This window comes from Burkholderia sp. BCC0398 (assembly GCF_902833245.1).
Taxonomy (GTDB): Bacteria; Pseudomonadota; Gammaproteobacteria; order Burkholderiales; family Burkholderiaceae; genus Burkholderia; species Burkholderia sola.
Genome location: NZ_CADFEM010000003.1, coordinates 411,452 through 427,083 on the forward strand (window position 1 = coordinate 411,452; position 15,632 = coordinate 427,083).

Here is a 15,632-nt window from a genome sequence, read left to right on the forward strand (position 1 = left end):
GGCTGTCGTTGTTTGATTGTCGAATCGGCGCGAATCCCGCCCTCTGCCCTGCGTTGTCTCGTCAACGCGCGGGAAATACCCGCACGGCGCGCGGCACGGCGGTCGCGCCGTCGCCGACCTGCAGCGAAAGCGCGCGCCATGCGTCGCGGTCGAGTTCCGCCTCGAGCGCGCCGCCCGCGCGCGCCTCGAGCTCCACGCGCACCGAACCGCCGAGCGGAATCACGCGCCGCACGTCCACCGCGATGCCGTCGCTGTGCCCTTCGCCCGCCGGCCACAGCTGCAGATCGTGCGGCCGCACGTACGCGTTCGCGGGGCCCGCGAAATCGGCGTCGACCTCGATCGGCGCCGCCGCGCCCTCGGCGACGAAGCCGCGCCCGGCCACCGTGCCCGGCAGCCGGTTCGCCGCGCCGAGAAACTCGTACACGAACGCGCTTTGCGGATGGTCGTAGACGTCCTGCGGGCTGCCGACCTGCTCGACGTGGCCGCGATTGAGTACGACGATGCGATCGGCCACTTCGAGCGCCTCTTCCTGGTCGTGCGTGACGAAGATCGTCGAGATGTGCAGGTCGTCGTGCAGGCGACGCAGCCAGCCGCGCAGCTCCTTGCGGACCTTCGCGTCGAGCGCGCCGAACGGCTCGTCGAGCAGCAGCACCTTCGGCTCGACCGCGAGCGCGCGGGCGAGCGCGATGCGCTGACGCTGGCCGCCCGACAGCTCGGACGGATAGCGCTGCGCGAGCCAGTCGAGCTGCACGAGCTTGAGCAGCTCGTGCACCTTCTCGCGAATCGCGGCTTCGGACGGCCGCTCGCGGCGCGGCTTCACGCGCAGCCCGAACGCGACGTTCTCGAACACCGTCATGTGGCGGAATAGCGCGTAATGCTGGAACACGAAGCCGACCTGCCGCTCGCGCGCGCCGACCGACGCGACGTCGAGCCCCTGCAGCACGACCTGGCCGGCGTCCGCGTGCTCGAGGCCCGCGATCACGCGCAGCAGCGTGGTCTTGCCGCAGCCGGACGGCCCGAGCAGCGCGACCAGTTCGCCGGGCGGGAAGTCGAGCGAGACGTTGTCGAGCGCCGTGAAATCGCCGAAGCGCTTCTGAAGGTGACGGACGGTGATACCCATTCTGGTTGCCTCTTTACGATTTCGACGAAACGGCGCCGACGGGGCCGGCATGTGCGGGAACGGCGTCGTGCGCGTCGGCCAGTTCGGCCGCAAGATGACGCTCGGCGATCAGCTTCAGCGCGAGCGTGACGAGCGCGAGCAGCGCCAGCACCGACGCCACCGCGAACGCCGCCGCGAAGTTGTATTCGTTGTACAGGATCTCTACGTGCAGCGGCATCGTGTCGGTCACGCCGCGAATGTGGCCGGACACGACCGACACCGCGCCGAACTCGCCCATCGCGCGCGCATTGCACAGGATCACGCCGTACAGCAGGCCCCACCTCACGTTCGGCAGCGTCACGCGCCGGAAGATCTGCCAGCCCGACGCGCCGAGCACGCGCGCGGCTTCTTCCTCGTCGGTGCCTTGCGCCTGCATCAGCGGAATCAGCTCGCGCGCGACGAACGGGAACGTGACGAAGATCGTCGCGAGCACGATGCCCGGCACCGCGAAGATGATCTGCACGTCGTGATCCTGCAGCCACGGCCCGAACCAGCCCTGCGCGCCGAACAGCAGCACGTACACGAGGCCCGAGATCACCGGCGACACCGAGAACGGCAGGTCGATCAGCGTCGTCAGCAGCGCCTTGCCGCGGAATTCGAATTTCGCGATCGCCCACGATGCGCACACGCCGAACACGAGGTTCAGCGGCACCGCGATCACGGCGACGGTCAGCGTCAGCTTGATCGCCGACCACGCATCGGAATCGGCGAGCGATTCGAGATAGAAGCCGACGCCCTTGCGCAACGCCTCGACGAACACCGCGGCGAGCGGCACGACGAGGAAGAACGCGAGGAACGCCAGCGCGATGCCGGTGAGCAGCCAGCGCACGACGCGCGACTCGCTGACCGGGTCGAGCCGCTTCGCGGCACGCGCGGCCGGCGACGGGGTTTTCAGCACGACGGTGGCCTCCTGGCTCATTGCTGGCCTCCTGCGGCGGCAGCAGCGGCGGTGACGGTGGCGGGCGCCGGGCCGCTCGCCCCCTTGCTCGTACGACGCTGCAGATACCACTGCAGCGTGTTGATCAGCAGCAGCATCAGGAACGACACGACCAGCATCACGACCGCCAGCGCGGTCGCGCCCGCGTAGTCGTACTGCTCGAGCTTCGTGATGATCAGCAGCGACGTGATCTCGGATTTCATCGGCACGTTGCCGGCGATGAAGATCACCGACCCGTATTCGCCGAGCGCGCGCGCGAACGACAGCGCGAAACCGGTGAGCAGCGCCGGCAGCACGGCCGGCAGCACGACGCGGCGGAACGTCAGCCAGCGCGACGCGCCGAGGCACGCGGCGGCTTCTTCCTGCTCGCGCTCGAAATCCTCGAGCACCGGCTGCACGGTGCGCACGACGAACGGCAGCCCGATGAAGGTCAGCGCGACCAGCACGCCGGCCGGCGTGAACGCGATCTTGATGCCGAGCGGCGCCAGATACTGGCCGACCCAGCCGTTGGTCGCGTAGACGGCCGCGAGCGAGATGCCGGCCACCGACGTCGGCAGCGCGAACGGCAGGTCGACGACCGCGTCGACGAGGCGCTTGAACGGGAACGTGTAGCGCACCAGCACCCATGCGACGAGGAAGCCGAACACGGCGTTGATCAGCGCGCCGCCGAGCGCGGCCGAGAACGTCAGCCGGTACGACGCGAGCACGCGCGGCGACGTGACGGCGGTGACGAACTGGTCCCACGACAGCGTCGCGGTCTTCAGGAACGTGGCGGCGAGCGGAATCAGCACCACGAGGCTCAAATAGGCCACCGTGATGCCGAGTGTCACGCCGAAACCGGGCAGCGCGCTCGGCTTGCGAAAGGTGTACGTCGTCATCGGATGCTCTTGCTGGGTCGATGCTGCTCACGGGTCCGACGCAAACGCCGGCGCAGTGAATCGCGCCGGCGAGCCGTCGGGGACGCGGCGCGCTGTCGTGGCGCGCCGCTTGTCGTTATGGTGTGACTGCGTGCGTTACTGCGGCTTGTAGATCGAATCGAACACGCCGCCGTCCGCGAAATGCGTCTTCTGCGCATTGGTCCAGCCGCCGAACGTGTCGTCGACCGTGTACAGCTTCAGCTTCGGGAACTGCTTGGTCAGCTCCGCCGGTACGTTCTTCGAACGCGGCCGGTAGTAGTTGCGCGCCGCGATTTCCTGGCCCTGCGGGCTGTACAGAAAATTCAGGTATGCCTCGGCCAGCTTGCGCGTGCCCTTCTTGTCGACCACCTTGTCGACCACCGCGACGGGCGGCTCGGCCAGGATGCTCACCGACGGCACGACGATCTCGAACTTGTCGGTGCCGAATTCCTTGACCGACAGGAATGCCTCGTTTTCCCATGCGATCAGCACGTCGCCGATCCCGCGCTGCACGAAGCTCGTCGTCGCGCCCCGCGCGCCCGAATCGAGCACGCCTGCGTTCTTGTAGAGCTTCGAGACGAATTCCTTCGCGGTCTGCTCGTTGCCGCCCGGCTTGTGCTGGGCGTACGCCCATGCGGCCAGGTAGTTCCAGCGCGCGCCGCCCGAGGTCTTCGGGTTCGGCGTGACGATCGAGATGCCCGGCTTGGTCAGGTCGTCCCAGTCCTTGATCCCCTTCGGATTGCCCTTGCGCACGAGGAACACGATCGTCGACGTGTACGGCGACGCGTTGTCGGGCAGGCGCTTCTGCCAATCCTTGTTCACCAGCCCCTTGTTCGCGAGCGCGTCGATGTCGTACGCGAGCGCCAGCGTGACGACGTCGGCCTGCAGCCCGTCGAGCACCGAGCGCGCCTGCGCGCCCGAACCGCCGTGCGACTGCTTGAAGTTGACCGTTTCGCCCGTCTTCGCCTTCCACTCCTTGCCGAACGCCTGGTTGAAATCCTGATACAGCTCGCGCGTCGGGTCGTACGACACGTTCAGGAAGGTCGTATCGGCCTGCGCATGCGTCGCGACGCCCAGCGCCGCCGCCGCGCCCAGCGCGAGTGTTGCGATCAGGCGACCCACTCCGCCCACCAGCCCCGTATTGCGCTTCGCCATCCTTGGTTCTCCAGTGTTGTCGGTATTGCGATGTCGGGCCAGTCTATCGAACGGGTTACATGATTAAAAATAATCGTTCCTTATTTTTTAATACTCAAAAGTGCTAACGCAGACGGGATGGACGGTTGCGGCGGACAAACCGGCGTCAGGACGTCGCGAAATCACGCCGGAACCGGCGCGATCGCGTCGAACCTCAAGTAACACTTGAAATTCCCCAAGTACTGTATAAAAATACAGCTCACTGTCTATCCATACAGTTCAGCCATGACCAAACTCACCGCCCGTCAGCAGCAAGTGTTCGACTTGATCCGTCGCGCGATCGAGCGCTCCGGATTCCCGCCCACCCGTGCCGAGATCGCGGCCGAGCTGGGCTTCAGTTCGCCGAATGCCGCCGAGGAGCACCTGCGCGCGCTGGCGCGCAAGGGCGTGATCGAGCTGGCGGCCGGCGCGTCGCGCGGCATCCGGCTGCTCGGCCTCGACGACGCCCCGCATCAGTTCACGCTGCCGCACGCCGGCCTGATGCAACTGTCGCTGCCGCTCGTCGGCCGCGTCGCGGCCGGTAGCCCGATCCTCGCGCAGGAGCACATCTCGCAGCACTACGCGTGCGATCCCGCGCTGTTCACCAGCAAGCCCGACTATCTGCTGAAGGTGCGCGGCCTGTCGATGCGCGACGCCGGCATTCTCGACGGCGACCTCCTCGCCGTGCAGAAGCGCACGGAAGCGAAGGACGGCCAGATCATCGTCGCGCGTCTGGGCGACGACGTCACGGTCAAGCGCCTGATGCGCCGGCCCGGCGGCCTCGAACTGATCGCGGAGAACCCGGATTACGAAAACATCTTCGTCAAGGCCGGCAGCGCGGATTTCGCGCTGGAAGGCATCGCCGTCGGGCTGATCCGCTCGGGCGAACTCTGACATTCCGTCTCGCTAGGAGAACATCATGGAACGCCTTTCCCGCCTGCTGCCTTTCCGTCAATTCGGTCGCCTGCGTCATCTGCGCGGCCGCACGCCCTGCGCACCGCTGTCCGCGGCGGCGCCTGTGCAAGAAGAAATCGCAGTCGAACGGCAGGCGTCCCTGCTGCCGTCGGCGCTCCCCGCGTTCGCGCGGGTGTCGCTGAACGCCGGTCTGAATCATGCGGAACCCGCGCGCCGCGCGCCGGTGCGCGTCTATCACGGCCGCTCGCGTCTGATCATGGTGGGCACGATCGATGCCGTGTGCCGGATGATCGATCGCTGCATCGCGGAGGAACGATCGGCCACGCCGGGCGGTCTCTGATTGCGGAACCTTCCCGCACCGGAGGCAACGTGACTGAATCGTCGCGCCGCACTTGGCGAACCAAGCCGCTGCTGATCGTCGCGCTGGTCGTCGCCCTCATTGCGGCGCTCGGCTATGCGTACGCGTCACCGTATGTCGCGCTCGGTCGCCTGAAATCGGCGATCGATGCGCGCGATGCGCAGGCGATCAGCGAGTATGTCGATTTTCCGTCGCTGCGCATCAGCCTGAAGCAGCAGGTCACGAAAGAGTTGATGCGCCGGATCGACGCCGTGAAGAAGAACAATCCGTTAGCGGTGATTGGCGCGCTGATCGGGTCGGCGCTGATCGGCCCGCTGGTCGATGCGTACGCGACCCCGGAAGGCGTCGCCGCGTTGATGAGCGGATTGCCGCCGCGCGGCAATCCCGGCGAGCGCCCGCCCGAGTGGTCGAATCAGCCGCCAGCAGGCAATGCGTCCGGCAACCCGCCTGCCGCACCGCCCGTCAATCCGGCGCCGGCAAGTGCTGCGGTACCGGGCGGCAACGCGGCCGCTTCGGCCGCATCGTCGCCGGCACCTGCGCCCGCCGCACCAGCCAGCCCGAGCGAAGCAACGCAAGCGCCGCGCCAGCAGCAAACCAGCGCGGGCTACCGGAATATCGATGAATTCGTCGTCACATATCAGCGCAGCGCCGACGGCACGCGCTATGCGGCGATCTTCCACCGCTTCGGGCTGTTCTCGTGGAAATTGTCCGGAATCGACCTGCACGCATAACAGGCCGCGCTCGGTGCGCGCGCTGCCAATGCAGCACGACGCCTGACCGGCCCGCATCGCCGGTCGGGCTGTCAGGGTCATCCAGCCTTTAGGTCATTGGCTGCTCGCCGTGGCCGCTTCACGTTCGCGCGCGATTTCGGCCTTCTGCTCTTCCGCCGACGAGCACGCGACCAGAATGCTGCAGTTCACGCGATCGAGCAGTTGCGTATTGCCCGACCCCATCCACCATCTCGACAATCCGCTGCGGCACCGGTGGCCGACGACGACGAGGTCGACCTTCAGCTCCGACGCGAGATTCGCGATTTCGTCGATCGGATAACCGAATGCGAAATGGCCTTCGGCCTGGACGCCGCGCTCGCGCAGCCAGTTCACGCCTTCCTGCAGGATTTCGCGCGCGGTTTCCTCGAAGCGGCCGCATGCAACGTCGGTCAGCAAACCCGCGCTTTGCGCGATGCTCGAACGCATGTCCACGACCGACAGCAAGTGCGTTTCGGCCTTCAGGTCCATTGCGAGATTGGCGCCGTAACGCAGCGCCTTGCGCCCTTCGAGCGTGCCGTCGTAACACAGCAAAATCTTGTTGTAGCTAGCCATGAAGCCTCCCTATCGCGACAACGAGCCTACGCATTCATCATGGTGCGCCGCAATTCAGGACGCAAGGGATGGAAAACGCTGATTCGCCCCACTCGGCGCGTGCGCGATGATGCGGTGCACGATCGCTGCGCGCTTGAATCGCACCGTGCGCGCATGCCCTCAAGCGATGCAGCGATGCACTAGAATGGCCCCGTTCCACGTCCGGCGGGCCAGCTCGCGCCGGCGTCGTATGCTTCGGCCATGCCCATGTGACACGCCTTCGCGCGATCCGTTCGCACACGGGCCGCGGGCCGGACAGCGGAACGCACCCGCTTACAACGACAACACGCCCATGTCCGTCGCACCAATCGATTTCCGCAACGTCGAAAAGCGCTATGGCGACAAGCTCGTCGTCAATGGCCTGTCCTTCAACGTGAAGGCCGGCGAATGCTATGGTCTGCTCGGGCCGAATGGCGCCGGCAAGACCACGACGCTGAAGATGCTGCTCGGCCTCGCGCATCCCGACGCAGGCACGATCGCGCTGTGCGGCGAACCGGTTCCATCGCGTGCGCGACATGCACGCCGGCGAGTCGGGGTCGTCCCGCAGTTCGACAACCTCGACCCCGACTTCACCGTCCGTGAAAACCTGCTCGTGTTCAGCCGCTATTTCGGGATGTCCGCGCAGGCCGCACGCGCGCTCGTGCCGCCCCTGCTCGAATTCGCGAAGCTGGAAAACAAGGCCGATGCAAAAGTCGGCGAACTGTCGGGCGGCATGAAACGCCGCCTCACGCTCGCCCGCGCGCTCGTCAACGATCCCGACGTGCTGGTGCTCGACGAGCCGACGACGGGCCTCGATCCGCAGGCGCGCCACCTGATGTGGGAGCGGCTGCGCTCGCTGCTCGCGCGCGGCAAGACGATCCTGATCACCACGCATTTCATGGAAGAAGCCGAGCGCCTGTGCGATCGGCTGTGCGTGATCGAGGAAGGCCGCAAGATCGCCGAAGGTGCGCCGCATGCACTGATCGAATCGGAGATCGGCTGCGACGTGATCGAGATCTACGGGCCGGATCCGGTCGCGCTGCGCGACGAGTTGTCGGCATTCGCGAAGCACACCGAGATCAGCGGCGAGACGCTGTTCTGCTACGTGACCGACCCCGAACCGGTCAGCGCACGACTCACGGGCCGCCCGGGGTTGCGCTATCTGCATCGCCCGGCCAATCTGGAGGATGTGTTCCTGCGGCTCACGGGCCGCGAGATGCAGGACTGATCGACCATGGACGTCCGCAACTATTCCGCCACCACGCCATCGGCCCCGCCGCGCGCGTCGCGCTTCGCGATCGCGATGCCGGCGAACGCAAGCAACTGGGTCGCCGTCTGGCGGCGCAACTATCTCGTGTGGCGCAAGCTCGCGCTCGCGTCGATGTTCGGCAATCTCGCCGATCCGATGATCTATCTGTTCGGGCTGGGTTTCGGGCTCGGCCTGATGCTCGGCCATGTCGACGGCGTGTCGTATATCGCGTTCCTCGCGGCCGGCACGGTCGGCTCGAGCGTGATGATGTCCGCGAGCTTCGAATCGATGTATTCGGGTTTCTCGCGGATGCACGTGCAGCGCACGTGGGAAGCGATCATGCATACGCCGCTCGCGCTCGGCGACATCGTGCTCGGCGAGATCGTCTGGGCGGCCAGCAAGGCGATGCTGTCGGGGAGCGCGATCATGCTCGTCGCGGGCGTGCTCGGCTACGCGGCGTTTCCGTCGATGCTCGCGGTGCTGCCCGTGATCGCGCTGGCCGGCCTCGCGTTCGCCAGCCTCGCGATGATCGTCACGGCGCTCGCGCCATCCTACGATTTCTTCATGTTCTACCAGACGCTCGTGCTGACGCCGATGCTGCTGCTGTCGGGCGTGTTCTTCCCGATCACGCAGTTGCCGCCGCTCGCGCGGCACGCGGCGCAGGCGCTGCCGCTCGCGAATGCGGTCGAGCTGATCCGGCCTGCGATGCTCGGTCGGCCGGCGACCGACATCGCGTTGCACGTCGTGGTGCTCGCCGGCTACGCGGTCGGCGGGTTCCTGCTGTCCGCGTGGCTGTTCCGGCGGCGGATGATGCGCTGACGGCCGGCGCGTCGGGCACCAGGCGTCGGGCACCAGGCGCCGGGCACCGGCTTCATGCGACGACGTTACTCGTCATCGTCGCTCCACGGAATTTCGACGTCGGTCAGGAACGCGACGGTCGCGAGCGGGCCGCCTTCCTGGCGGCCGAGCTTGCCGTCCGCGCGATGCCATTCGACGCGGAACTGCGTGCCCGGATCGTCGGCCACCAGATAGACCGTGCGCAGTTCTTCCTTGTCGGCTTCGTTCACCGGGCCGTCGAACGACACCAGCATCTTCTGCGGCCACAGGCCGTTGACCGGATCGTAGATGCGATCGCCTTGCGGAATGTCGATGCTGGCCTCGACGCCGATCGTTGCGGATGCCTCGATGATCATCGTGCCGAGCGCGTTCAGCACGGCAGTCGCCCGCGCGGAATTGGCCTGGCGGATCGCGAGATCGCCGCGCGTCAGCGCCTTTTCGAGTCGAGGATGGATCTTCGGTTGGGTCATGCGTTTTCCTGTTTGCTTCTTGTAAAGGGCGCCGCACGCGTGAAGCGGCGGCGCCGGATGAATACGAATGCGACGCGTGCGCCGGGCCGGCGTGTCGCCCGCGTTGTCAGAACCCGAACGCGATCGCGAGCAAGCCGCTCACGATCCCGAATACGACGACGAGCGTCGCGACGATCGCCAGCATGTAGGGCTTGAACGAACGCGCGAGCATCGCGAGCGACGGCACGCTGATCGGCGGCAGCGTCATCAGCAGCGCGGCGGCCGGACCGACGCCCATGCCGAGCGACAGCATCGCCTGGATGATCGGCACCTCGCCGGCCGTCGGGATCACGAACAGCATGCCCGCGAACGCGAACGCGACGATCCAGCCGAGATGATTGCCGATGTCCGGGCCGATGTGCGGAAACAGCCACGCGCGCGCGGCGCCGAGCAGCAGCACGAGCACGATGTATTCGGGCACGAGCCGCACGGCCATGCGCGCGAGCAGTTTCATCCAGCGGACGAACGGATTGCCGGCAGCGGCCTGTTCGGCCGCCAGCGCGGCGAGCTGCGCATCGTCGATGCTGCGGTCTTCGGGGCGCGCGATGCGGTTCAGCAGATAACCGATCCCGAACACCATCGCGATGCCGAGCACGAGGCGCAGCGCGCTCCAGTGCCAGCCGAGCACGAAGCCCATGAACACCAGCGCGGCCGGATTCAGCACCGTATTGCCGAGCCAGAACGCGACCGCGCCGCCCGGCGATGCATGGCGCGCACGCAGGCCGGCGACGACCGGCGCCGCGCAGCACGTGCACATCATCCCGGGCAGCGACAGCAGCCCGCCCGCGGCGACGCTGCCGAAGCCCGTGCGGCCGAGCACGCGCGCCACCCAATGCGCGGGCAGCAGCGCCTGCACGGCCGAGCCAAGCAGCAGGCCGAGCACCATCGCCTGCCAGATCGCCTTGCCGTATGCCCATGCGTAGTCGAGCGCCGCCTTCAGCGACGGCTCGGGTGCGGCCGCCGACGTGCCCATCAGGATCGACTGGCCGATCGAATGGTGCTCGGCGGCAACGAACGCCTTGTTGTAGTACGGGAACCATTTTACGTAGAACAGTCCCGCGACCGCGATCAGCAGGAAGGTCATCCAGCCGAGGGCCGGGTTCGGTTGGGTGCGTGTGGTCGTCATCGTGTGGTGATCGTCGATTGGTTTTTGTCGGTTTCGGATGTCGTGCCGCCGGCAAGCGCGGCCGATGCGGGCAATCCGGCCTGCGCGAGTTCGGCCAGCAGCGTGCGCGCCTGAGCGCGTACGTCGTCCGCGTTGGGCCGGAACGTGAACGTCAGCGCGCGGTTCGGCTTGTCGTATGTCGCGCGATACGTGCGTGCGTAGGCGGGATCGTAATGTCTGTCGATCAGTTCGGTGAACAGATCGGCCCGCGCGCCGGCATCGATCAGCGCCTTCCAGCGCATCACCTCTTCGCGGCTGTGCAGGCCGATCAGCCGATGAAGCTGCGCCTTGAATGCGTCCGGTTCGTCGAACAGGTGCGCGTAATCGTCGAGCAGGAACGCGATCCGCTCGTCGTGCGCCGCTTCGACCTGCACCCACGGCCCCGCGTGAAACGCTTCGATCAGCGCGATCGGCAACTGCACGAGCCCGATCCTGCGGCTTTCCGACTCGACGAATACTGGCCATTGGGAGTTGAAACGCCCGAGCGTCTCGACGAGCCCGGAATCGAACCCCTTTTGCGTGGGCTGCGGCTTGCCCGGCAGCGCGCCGAGCAGGGAGCCGCGATGGCACGCGAGTGCTTCGAGATCGAGCGTCTGCGCGCCCACGTCGCGCAGCGCGTTCAGCAGGCGTGTCTTGCCGCAGCCCGTATGGCCGACGAGCGCGATGTAGCGAAAGCGCGTCGGCAGCGAGTCGAGCGTCGCGCACACCGACCGGCGGTATGCCTTGTAGCCGCCGTCGAGCTGGCGCGCCTTCCAGCCGATCAGGTTGAACCAGGTCGTCATCGAGCCCGAACGCTTGCCGCCGCGCCAGCAGTAGATCAGCGGTCGCCAGTTGCGCGGCCGGTCGGCAAACGTCGTGTCGAGATGGCGTGCGATGTTGCGCGCGACGATCGCCGCGCCGACGCGCGTCGCCTCGTACGGCGACACCTGCCGGTACATCGTGCCGACGAGCACGCGCTCTTCGTTGCTGAGCACGGGCGCGTTCAGCGCGCCGGGGATATGGTCCTCGGCGAACTCGAGCGGCGTGCGCACGTCGATGATCTCGTCGAACTCGCCGGCGCGATCGAGGGTGACAATCAGGTTCTTCAATTTGGCGTCGAACAGGGGCGATGCGGCTCGGGGAGCCGCATGGGCACGGAAGGCGGATTGACGATTATCTCACGGGCCGGCGTCCCGGGCCTCGTGCGGCAGTCGGCGACGACGACGCGGCCTGCATCGCGTCGATCAGATGGTCGCGGAACGCGCGCACCGACGCGGGCAGATCGCGCCCGGCCATCGTCTGCACCTGGATGCTGCGTTCGCGCAGTTGCGGGTTCGTCACCGGCACGACGACGAAGCCGTCCGCATCGGCGCGATCGCGCACCGACAACAGCCCCGTGAACATCACCGCACCCGTGCGGCGCGCGTAGCCGTACATCGCCGCAGTATTGTTACTGGTCAGTTCGGGCTCGAGCAGCAGCCCGTCGAGCGCGCACGCGATGTCGATCAACTGGCGCACCGTCGTGCCGGCCTCGGGCAGCACGTGCGCGTGCCGCGCGACATCGGCAAGCGACACCGCATCGCGCGCCGCGAGCGGGTGATCGTGCCGGACCAGCGCAAAGACCGGCGCGCGCTCGGTGTGGTCGACGCGCACGCCTTTCTCCGGCGCGAGGCTGAACGTCAATGCGATGTCCGCATCGCCGTCGCGCACGCGCCGGGTCGCGTCCGCCGGCGATACGACCCATACGGTGAAATCGACGCCCGGGTGGCGCGCCTTGAAGCTCGCGAGCACGCCGGGCAGGAAATCGATCGCGAACCCTTCCGAGCACGCGATCTTCAGCAGGCTGCCGTGCAGCGCGTCGAGCCCGCCGATGTCCTTCATCACGTGCTCGGCCTCCAGCAGGCTGCGCTGCGCGAACGCCAGCAACCGCCCCCCCGCCTCCGACAACGCCATCCCGCGCGGCCGCCGCTCGAACAGCGGCGCGCCGAGCTCGCTCTCCAGCTTCGCGATCTGGCGGCTGATCGCCGACACGGCCACGTGCAGCCGCGCGGACGCGTCGCTGATCGAGCCGGTACGCGCCACCTCGACGAAATACCGCAACCCCAGGCCATGCAGGAAAGCCGCCATCGTTCTGTCTCCGCGCCGCATCCGGCCGCGCTGCTTTGCCTTTTCGGCAAAGAAAGGTTCGAAATTCGATCATTGTGACAAAAAAAGCGGCTTTCTAGAATCGATCGCACTTCACGTTGCCTGCGCGGCCCGCGCACGGCGAACCCGACCGAGGAGACACGATTTGAGCCGTACCGCCGCCATCCAGCATGCGCTGAACCAGTTCGAATCCGGCGCGTTCTTCACGACCCTGAGCCGCCGCGTCGGCCTGCGCACCGAAAGCCAGGAATGCGGCAGCGGCGCCGCGCTGCGCGCCTATCTGACCGACGAGATCGCGCCCGAGGCCGCCCGCCTCGGTTTCACGTCGCGGATCGTCGACAACCCGGTCGACGGCGGCGGCCCGTTCCTGCTCGCGTCGCGCCACGAAGACGACGCGCTGCCGACCGTGCTGATCTACGGCCACGGCGACGTCGTGCGCGGCTACGACGCGCAGTGGCGCGCGCCGCTGTCGCCGTGGACGCTGACGGCCGACGGCGATCGCTGGTATGGCCGCGGCAGCGCCGACAACAAGGGCCAGCACACGATCAACCTCGCCGCGCTGGCGAGCGTGCTCGATGCGCGCGGCGGCCGGCTCGGCTTCAACGCGAAGCTGCTGATCGAAATGGGCGAGGAAACCGGGTCGCCGGGGCTCGACGCGCTGTGCCGCCAGGAGCGCGACGCGCTGGCGGCCGACGTGCTGATCGCGTCGGACGGCCCACGCATCGCCGCCGCGCGCCCGACGGTCTTCCTCGGCTCGCGCGGCGCGGTCAACTTCAAGCTGAGCCTGCGCGCCCGCGACGGTGCGCATCATTCCGGCAACTGGGGCGGACTGCTGCGCAATCCGGCGATCGTGCTCGCGCATGCGCTCGCGAGCCTCGTCGACGCGCGCGGCGCGATTCGCGTCGCGGGGCTGCGCCCGCCGCCGATCCCGGCCGCGGTGCGTGACGCGCTCGCCGATCTTTCCGTCGGCGGCGGCCCCGGCGACCCGGCGCTCGACGCCGACTGGGGCGAGCCCGGCCTGTCCGCGGCCGAACGCGTATTCGGCTGGAACACGTTCGAGATCCTCGCGTTCAAGGCCGGCAATCCGGAGCACCCCGTCAACGCGATCCCGCCCGCCGCGTATGCGCACTGCCAGTTGCGCTTCGTCGTCGGCACCGACTGGGAAGCACTGCATGCGCACCTGCGCGCGCACCTCGATGCGCACGGCTTCGCCGACATCGAGATCGACGTCGAGCGCGGCGCACCGGCGACGCGCGTGCCGCCGGACGATCCGTGGGTGCGCTGGGCCGTCGCGTCGCTCGCGCGCACCACCGGCAAGAAGCCCGCGATCCTGCCGAATCTCGGCGGCACGCTGCCGAACGAGGTGTTTGCCGACACGCTCGGGCTGCCGACGCTGTGGGTGCCGCACTCGTACCCGGCGTGCTCGCAGCACGCGCCCGACGAGCATCTGCTCGCGAGCGTCGTCAGCGAGGGGCTGCAGATGATGGCCGGCCTCTTCTGGGATCTCGGCGACGACGCGCCGCCCGTTCGCCGCGCGGCATCCGCCGCGGCCGGCGCCGCCCTGTAACGCGCTTCGCCCCTTTCACGGGATCTGCACACACGATGAATACGACCACCCTCACCGCGCAGGACGCCGCGCGCCCGAGCGCCGCGAAAATCCGGCGCATCATCTTCGCCGCGTCGATCGGCAACGCGCTCGAATGGTTCGACCTGATCGTCTACGGCTTCTTCGCGGTGACGATCGCCAAGCTGTTCTTCCCCGCCACGAGCGAAGCGACGTCGCTGATGCTGACGCTCGGCACGTTCGGGCTGTCCTACCTGATCCGGCCGATCGGCGGCTTCGTGCTCGGCGCGTATGCCGACCGCGCGGGCCGCAAGGCGTCGCTGCTATTGTCGATCGCGATGATGATGGCCGGCACGCTGCTGATCGCGCTGATGCCGACCTACGCATCGATCGGCATGCTCGCGCCGCTCGGGATCATGCTGTCGCGGCTGATGCAGGGCTTTTCCGCGGGCGGCGAATTCGCGAGTTCGACCGCATTTCTCGTCGAACACGCGCCGCAGCGGCGCGGTTTCATGTCGAGCTGGCAGTTCGCGAGCCAGGGCCTCGCGACGTTGCTCGCGTCGGGCTTCGGCGCGCTGCTGACGGCCACGCTGACCACCGCGCAACTCGAAAGCTGGGGCTGGCGCGTGCCGTTCCTGTTCGGGCTCGCGATCGGCCCGGTCGGGCTGTATATCCGCCGCTACGTCGACGAAGGCGTCGAGTTCAAGACGCAGGCGCGCTCCGAGGCGCCGGTTCGCGAGCTGTTCGCGGACCAGAAGGTGCGGCTGCTGCTGTCGATCGGCGCGCTCGTGATCTCGACCGCGGTCAACTACATGATCCTGTACATGCCGACCTACGCGATCAAGCAGCTCGGGCTGCCGGCATCGACGGGCTTCGCGGCGACGCTCGCGACCGGTTTCGTGCTGACGCTCGTCACGCCGGTCGTCGGCCATCTGTCCGACCGCACCGGGCGGATCCGCATGATGGCGGTCGCGGCCGTGCTGATGCTGCTGACCGTGTGGCCGACGTTCGCGTGGCTCACGCGCCACGCGTCGTTCGCGACGATGCTCGCCGCACTGATCTGGATCGGCGCGCTGAAGGCGATGTACTGCGGCGCGCTGCCGGCGCTGATGGCCGAACTGTTCCCGTCGCAAACACGCGCCACCGGGCTCGCGGTCAGCTACAACACCGGCGTCACGCTGTTCGGCGGCTTCGCGCCGTTCGTCATCACCTGGCTGATCAGCACGACCGGCAACCGACTGTCGCCGGCGCTCTATCTGATGGGATGCGCGCTGCTGAGCCTCGCCGCGTTGTTCGTCGCGCGCACGCGGCTGAAGATGCGCTGACGCGAGAAACGACGGCGCGGCGCGGCGCCGCCGCAACCGCCCGACTCGGCCCGTCGCGGCATCGCTGCCGCGCGGGCCGCG

16 protein-coding genes and 1 pseudogene are annotated in these 15,632 nt (G+C 67.7%); 7 read left to right on the forward strand and 10 right to left on the reverse strand.

Going from position 1 to position 15,632, the window contains the following annotated elements; translation table 11 throughout:
* Positions 1 to 61: 61 nt before the first annotated feature.
* The 5 genes and pseudogenes from HWX76_RS08435 to HWX76_RS37010 all read right to left on the reverse strand — a co-directional run.
* Positions 62 to 1,120: a sulfate ABC transporter ATP-binding protein gene (locus HWX76_RS08435; protein ID WP_050012584.1), complete on the reverse strand. Its 1,059-nt coding sequence runs from the start codon at positions 1,118 to 1,120 to the stop codon at positions 62 to 64.
* A gap of 13 nt (positions 1,121 to 1,133) precedes the next feature.
* Entirely contained in the window at positions 1,134 to 2,078 is a 945-nt protein-coding gene (gene cysW / locus HWX76_RS08440; protein ID WP_050012583.1) for a sulfate ABC transporter permease subunit CysW, read from the reverse strand.
* Positions 2,075 to 2,974: a sulfate ABC transporter permease subunit CysT gene (gene cysT / locus HWX76_RS08445; protein ID WP_050012582.1), complete on the reverse strand. Its 900-nt coding sequence runs from the start codon at positions 2,972 to 2,974 to the stop codon at positions 2,075 to 2,077. The genes cysW and cysT overlap by 4 nt, the downstream gene beginning before the upstream one ends.
* A gap of 135 nt (positions 2,975 to 3,109) precedes the next feature.
* On the reverse strand, positions 3,110 to 4,147 hold the full coding sequence (locus tag HWX76_RS08450) for a sulfate ABC transporter substrate-binding protein (RefSeq protein WP_050012581.1): 1,038 nt from the start codon (positions 4,145 to 4,147) through the stop codon (positions 3,110 to 3,112).
* A 177-nt stretch (positions 4,148 to 4,324) separates the two neighbouring features.
* Positions 4,325 to 4,396: pseudogene (locus HWX76_RS37010) on the reverse strand (sodium:proton symporter); the annotation flags it as partial.
* 15 nt (positions 4,397 to 4,411) lie between these two features.
* On the opposite strand from HWX76_RS37010, the gene lexA reads away from it, so the two are divergent.
* The 3 genes from lexA to HWX76_RS08465 are packed head-to-tail and all read left to right on the forward strand — an operon-like array spanning position 4,412 to position 6,169.
* The gene (gene lexA / locus HWX76_RS08455) at positions 4,412 to 5,059 is read left to right on the forward strand and encodes a transcriptional repressor LexA (protein ID WP_050012580.1); all 648 of its coding nucleotides are present in this window, start codon (positions 4,412 to 4,414) and stop codon (positions 5,057 to 5,059) included.
* 25 nt (positions 5,060 to 5,084) lie between these two features.
* Positions 5,085 to 5,420 carry a hypothetical protein gene (locus tag HWX76_RS08460; RefSeq protein WP_069621440.1) on the forward strand — a complete coding sequence of 112 codons (336 nt, stop codon included), beginning with the start codon at positions 5,085 to 5,087 and terminating at the stop codon, positions 5,418 to 5,420.
* A 29-nt stretch (positions 5,421 to 5,449) separates the two neighbouring features.
* Complete coding sequence (locus HWX76_RS08465) at positions 5,450 to 6,169, forward strand: DUF2939 domain-containing protein (protein WP_176015694.1); 720 nt, start codon at positions 5,450 to 5,452, stop codon at positions 6,167 to 6,169.
* A 93-nt stretch (positions 6,170 to 6,262) separates the two neighbouring features.
* Here the strand turns inward: HWX76_RS08465 and HWX76_RS08470 are convergent, their stop codons facing one another.
* Positions 6,263 to 6,760 carry a universal stress protein gene (locus HWX76_RS08470; protein WP_089467374.1) on the reverse strand — a complete coding sequence of 166 codons (498 nt, stop codon included), beginning with the start codon at positions 6,758 to 6,760 and terminating at the stop codon, positions 6,263 to 6,265.
* Between the two features lie 331 nt (positions 6,761 to 7,091).
* Between HWX76_RS08470 and nodI the strand changes: the two genes are divergently transcribed.
* Both nodI and HWX76_RS08480 read left to right on the forward strand, forming a co-directional pair.
* Positions 7,092 to 8,006, forward strand: a complete 915-nt coding sequence (gene nodI / locus HWX76_RS08475; RefSeq protein ID WP_050012576.1) for a nodulation factor ABC transporter ATP-binding protein NodI — start codon at positions 7,092 to 7,094, stop codon at positions 8,004 to 8,006.
* A 6-nt stretch (positions 8,007 to 8,012) separates the two neighbouring features.
* Positions 8,013 to 8,846 carry an ABC transporter permease gene (locus HWX76_RS08480; protein WP_050012575.1) on the forward strand — a complete coding sequence of 278 codons (834 nt, stop codon included), beginning with the start codon at positions 8,013 to 8,015 and terminating at the stop codon, positions 8,844 to 8,846.
* A 65-nt stretch (positions 8,847 to 8,911) separates the two neighbouring features.
* On the opposite strand, the gene HWX76_RS08485 is transcribed toward HWX76_RS08480, so the two are convergent.
* The 4 genes from HWX76_RS08485 to HWX76_RS08500 all read right to left on the reverse strand — a co-directional run bounded on the left by HWX76_RS08485 (position 8,912) and on the right by HWX76_RS08500 (position 12,644).
* Positions 8,912 to 9,334: a hypothetical protein gene (locus tag HWX76_RS08485; protein ID WP_050012574.1), complete on the reverse strand. Its 423-nt coding sequence runs from the start codon at positions 9,332 to 9,334 to the stop codon at positions 8,912 to 8,914.
* A gap of 106 nt (positions 9,335 to 9,440) precedes the next feature.
* Positions 9,441 to 10,499 (reverse strand): permease, encoded by a 1,059-nt coding sequence (locus HWX76_RS08490; RefSeq protein ID WP_124630402.1) that lies wholly within the window; start codon positions 10,497 to 10,499, stop codon positions 9,441 to 9,443.
* The gene (gene mnmH, locus HWX76_RS08495; protein WP_050012573.1) at positions 10,496 to 11,626 is read right to left on the reverse strand and encodes a tRNA 2-selenouridine(34) synthase MnmH; all 1,131 of its coding nucleotides are present in this window, start codon (positions 11,624 to 11,626) and stop codon (positions 10,496 to 10,498) included. Before mnmH ends, HWX76_RS08490 begins: the two co-directional genes overlap by 4 nt.
* Before the next feature lie 64 nt (positions 11,627 to 11,690).
* On the reverse strand, positions 11,691 to 12,644 hold the full coding sequence (locus HWX76_RS08500; protein WP_176015695.1) for a LysR substrate-binding domain-containing protein: 954 nt from the start codon (positions 12,642 to 12,644) through the stop codon (positions 11,691 to 11,693).
* Positions 12,645 to 12,807: 163 nt separating this feature from the next.
* On the opposite strand from HWX76_RS08500, the gene HWX76_RS08505 reads away from it, so the two are divergent.
* Together HWX76_RS08505 and HWX76_RS08510 are read left to right on the forward strand one after the other, a co-directional pair.
* On the forward strand, positions 12,808 to 14,229 hold the full coding sequence (locus HWX76_RS08505; RefSeq protein ID WP_124630404.1) for a M20 family metallopeptidase: 1,422 nt from the start codon (positions 12,808 to 12,810) through the stop codon (positions 14,227 to 14,229).
* A gap of 35 nt (positions 14,230 to 14,264) precedes the next feature.
* Entirely contained in the window at positions 14,265 to 15,551 is a 1,287-nt protein-coding gene (locus tag HWX76_RS08510) for an MFS transporter (RefSeq protein WP_050012570.1), read from the forward strand.
* The last annotated feature ends 81 nt before the right edge of the window (positions 15,552 to 15,632 follow it).